Raw genomic sequence first — 4,340 nt, 5'->3', positions numbered from 1 at the left:
GTCGACGAGGAGCTGCTCCTCAAGGTCCTCCACCCGGAGGACCGCGAACGCGTGCTCACCGAGCACCGGCGGTCGCGCGACACCGGCGAGCCGTTCTGCATGGAGTACCGCATGGTCGCGCGCGACGGGACCGTCCACTGGTTCCTCGACCAGGCGACGGTCATCCCCCACGAGGCGGGTGCGCCGAAGCTCCATCACGGCTTCCTCCTCGACATCACCGAGCGCAAGAAGCTGGAGGAGGCGCTCCGCCGCAGCGAGGAGGAACTTCGGCGGCAGAATCGGTACGTCGAGTCGCTGCTCGAGATCAGCCCGATCGCGATCGTCACCCTCGATCTCGACAGGGTGGTGACGTCATGGAACCTGGCTGCCGAGGCGCTGTTCGGCTACACGCGCACGGAGGCGATCGGGCGTGACCTCGACGACCTCATCGCGGATCGAGACGACCTCCGGGCGGAGGCGGTCGGCTACTACGACGAGCTGGTCCCGGGCGGGCGCTTCCGGGCCATGACGCGGCGTGGCCGGAAGGACGGCACGCTCGTGGACGTCGAGCTCTTCGCGGTGCTGGTGACGGTGGAGGGTCGGCCGACCGGATACCTCGTCGTCTACCACGACGTCACCGCGCTCAGGGCGCAGCACGAGGCCGAGCGGCGCTATCGAAAGCTCGTCGAGCAGCTCCCACTCGTGACGTATGTCGATGAGGCGGTCCCGGTCGCCTCGTCGATCTACGTCAGCCCCCAGGTGGAAGGCCTGCTCGGCTACCCCCCCGAGGACTGGCTGGCCGATCCCAGCTTCTTCCCCAAGCTCCTGCACCCCGACGACCGGGAGTGGGTCCTGGCCGATCTCGCACGGATCCTCGCCGCCGGAATGTCGAGCTGGGCGCTTGAGTACCGCCTGATGGCGCGCGATGGACGGACGGTGTGGGTGCGGGACGAGGCCATTGTCGAGCGGGACGAGGACGGGACGGCACGCTATGTCCAGGGCTTCCTGATCGACATCACCGAGCGCAAGCGGGCCGAGAATGCGCTGCGCCGCAGCGAGGCGGAGGTGCGGCGTCAGAAGCAGTTCTTCCAGTCGCTGCTGGAGCACAGTTCGACGGCGATCGTCACGATCGATCTCGACGGGAGGGTCACCTCGTGGAACCCGGCGGCGGAACGGCTCTTCGGGTACACGGAGGCGGAGGCGTGCGGGCACAATGTGGACGACCTCGTCGCCCGATCGGAGGAGCTGCACGCCGAGGCGGTGGACATCTCCCGGCAGGCCGGGATGGGTGGGGTAACGCACCTCGTGACCCGGCGGACCCGCAAGGACGGGACGCTGGTGGATGTCGACGTGCGGGCCGCCCCGGTCTTCGTGGGCGGCAAGCAGGTCGGGATGCACGCGATCTACCACGACATCAGCGAGTTGCTGCGTGCCCGCCGCCAGGCCGAGGCGGCCACGGAGGCCAAGAGCGCCTTCCTCGCCACCATGAGCCACGAGATCCGCACGCCGATGAACGCGGTCATCGGCATGACCGAGCTCCTGCTCGACACCGAGCTGTCCGCCGAGCAACGGAACCTGGCCGAGATCATCCGCACCAGCGGGGACGCACTCCTCGCCATCATCAACGACATCCTCGACTTCTCGAAGATCGAGGCCGGCAGGCTCGACCTCGAGCGCAGCCCGTTCGACGTGCGCGGGTGCATCGAGGCGGCCCTGGACGTCGTGGCGACCCAGGCGGCGGAGAAGGGGCTGGACCTCGCCTACCTGCTCCATCCGGCCACACCGCGGGTGGTTGTCGGCGACGTGACCCGTCTTCGCGAGGTTCTCATCAACCTGCTCTCCAACGCCGTCAAGTTCACCGAGGCCGGCGAGGTGGTCCTGTCGGTGAGCTCCGAGCCGGTAGCAGATGGCCGGCACGAGCTCCACTTCGCGGTCCGGGACACCGGCATCGGCATCCCGGCCGACCGCATGGACCGACTCTTCCAGTCGTTCAGCCAGCTGGACGCCTCGACGACCCGCCGCTACGGCGGCACCGGCCTCGGCCTTGCCATCAGCCAGCGCCTCACCGAGATGATGGGCGGGACCATGTGGGTGGAGAGCCGGGTCGGCGAGGGGTCGTCCTTCTACTTCACCGTGCTGGCCGAGGAAGCCCCGAGCAGCCCACCGGCATTCATGGATGCGATCCAGCCGCAGCTCGAGGGCCAACGCCTGCTCGTCGTCGACGACAATGCCACCAACCGCACGATCCTCGTCCGCCAGGCCGAGTCCTGGGGAATGGGCGCCCAAGCGACGGCGTCGCCCGCGGAGGCGCTGCATTGGATCAGCCGCGGCGATCCCTTCGACCTCGCCATCATCGACATGCAGATGCCCGAGATGGACGGTCGCACGCTCGCCGCCGAGATCCGCCGCCACCGGGACGCCCTGACCCTCCCGATGATCCTGCTGACATCGCTGGGGCACCGGGTCGACCACGTCCACGCGGGCGGGAACTTCGCGGCGACGCTGACCAAGCCGATCAAGGCCTCCCAGCTCTACGAGGCGGTCGTCGGCGTCCTCACCCGGCAACCATCGGTGGCGCCGCCGACCAGCGCCGCGGCGCAGGAGGTCGAGTGGGCGCCGCAGGCGGGGCTGCGGATCCTCCTCACCGAGGACAACGAGCTCAACCGGACGCTCGCCGTCGCCCTCCTCGACAAGCTGGGCTGTCGGGCCGACATCGCAACGAACGGCCTCGAGGCGCTCGAGGCGCTGCGGCACGCGCCCTACGACGTGGTCCTGATGGACGTCGAGATGCCGGAGATGGACGGTCTCGAGGCCACGCGCCGGATCCGCGCCCAGCAGCCACCCGACCAGCAGCCGCGCATCATCGCCATGACCGCCAGCGCGATGCAGGGCGACCGTGAGCGGTGTCTCGCCGCGGGCATGGACGACTACCTGAGCAAGCCCATCCGGCGCCAGGAGCTGGCCGCCGCGCTGGCCCGGCGTGAACCACGGGCCGCGCCCGCCCAGGAGCCGCCGCCGGCGCAGGATGAGGGCATCCTCGACCCGGCAGCGTGCGAGCAGCTTCGAACGCTGGGCGACGCGGCATTCCTCAGCGAGCTCATCGCCACCTTCCTTGCCGACGCGCCCGCGCTGGTCGAGACGCTGGGGCGGTCACTGGCGGCAGGCAACGCGGAGGAGCTCCGCCGGGCTGCGCACACGCTGAAGTCGAACGGGCGCACGTTTGGAGCGACGTCGCTCGCCGAGGCCTGCCAGGAGCTGGAGACCGCGGCGCGCGCCGGCGCGCTGGAGGGCGCGGCCGAGCTCGTCGGGCGGGTCGAGGCGCGCTTCGAGAAGGCCAGGGCGGCGCTCGAGGCGGTACGGCAGGAGGTGGCATGATGGAGTTCCGGGCGTCTGCGCTCGTGGTCGACGACGATCCGATCAACCGGATGCTGCTGTCCAAGAGCCTCGAGCAGCAAGGCCATCGGGTGATGACGGCGGAGAACGGCCTCGAGGCCCTGGCAGCGCTCCAGGCGCAGCCGTTCGACGTGGTCCTCCTGGATGTGCTCATGCCCGAGCCGGACGGCTATGAGGTGCTGGCACGGCTCAAACAGGATCCGGGGCTGCGGCATGTGCCGGTGATCATGGTTTCGGCGCTCGAGGACATCCAGTGCGTCGTGCGGTGCATCGAGATGGGGGCCGAGGACTACCTGCCCAAGCCCTTCGACCCCGTGCTGCTGCGCGCACGGGTCAACGGTTGCCTGACGAGAAAGCGGCTGCACGACCTCGAGCTGGAGTACATGGAGCAGGTCGGTCACGTCGTGCACGCGGCCGCGGCCGTCGAGGATGGGGTGTTCCAGCCCGACAGCCTCGACCGCGTCGCCGAGCGCGGCGACGCGTTGGGCCAGCTCGCGCGGGTCTTCCAGCGCATGGCGCGGGAGGTGGAGCTGCGCGAGCAGGCCTTGAAGCGGCAGGTCCAGCAGCTTCGCATCGAGATCGACGGGGCGCGGGCAGCACGCCAGGTCGCCGCGATCACCGAGACCGACTACTTCCAGGACCTGCAGCGGAAGGTGGACGAGCTGCGCTCCGGGAGCGAGGCCGACTAGCCATGGCGCCGATTCTCTCGATCCACTCGTTCCGGGGTGGCACCGGCAAGTCGAACCTGGCCGCCAACGTGGCGACGCTGCTGGCGGCGGAGGGGCGGCGGATCGGTGTGGTCGACACCGACCTCCAGTCGCCGGGCGTCCACGTGCTGTTCGGCATGAGCCAGGATGCGATACGCCGCTCGCTCAACGATTACCTGTGGGGCCGGTGCCAGATCGGCGACGCCGCCCACGACGTCACCTCCAGCCTCGACGAGGGGCTTGCCGGGCGCGTGTTCCTCG

Annotated in this window: 3 protein-coding genes; all 3 read left to right on the top strand. The window is 69.8% G+C overall.

The window, feature by feature from the left end; genetic code table 11:
- Window positions 1-3,354: PAS domain S-box protein (locus tag VJN29_RS14710; protein WP_324144383.1), on the top strand; the 3,354-nt coding region annotated here is incomplete at its 5' end.
- Window positions 3,351-4,061: a response regulator gene (locus VJN29_RS14705; RefSeq protein WP_324144382.1), complete on the top strand. Its 711-nt coding sequence runs from the start codon at window positions 3,351-3,353 to the stop codon at window positions 4,059-4,061. The genes VJN29_RS14710 and VJN29_RS14705, both read left to right, overlap by 4 nt.
- A gap of 2 nt (window positions 4,062-4,063) precedes the next feature.
- Window positions 4,064-4,340 (top strand): P-loop NTPase (locus VJN29_RS14700; protein WP_324144381.1); only part of this gene is annotated, 277 nt, incomplete at its 3' end.

This window comes from Intrasporangium sp., assembly GCF_035280925.1.
In the GTDB taxonomy this organism is placed as follows: domain Bacteria; phylum Actinomycetota; class Actinomycetes; order Actinomycetales; family Dermatophilaceae; genus Intrasporangium.
This window is presented reverse-complemented; position numbering and strand designations above follow the sequence as displayed.

What these genes read in the sequence shown, in the direction of transcription:
- VJN29_RS14705 (WP_324144382.1), top strand. Translation starts at nt 3,351, where the DNA reads ATGATGGAGTTCCGGGCGTCTGCGCTCGTGGTCGACGACGATCCGATC.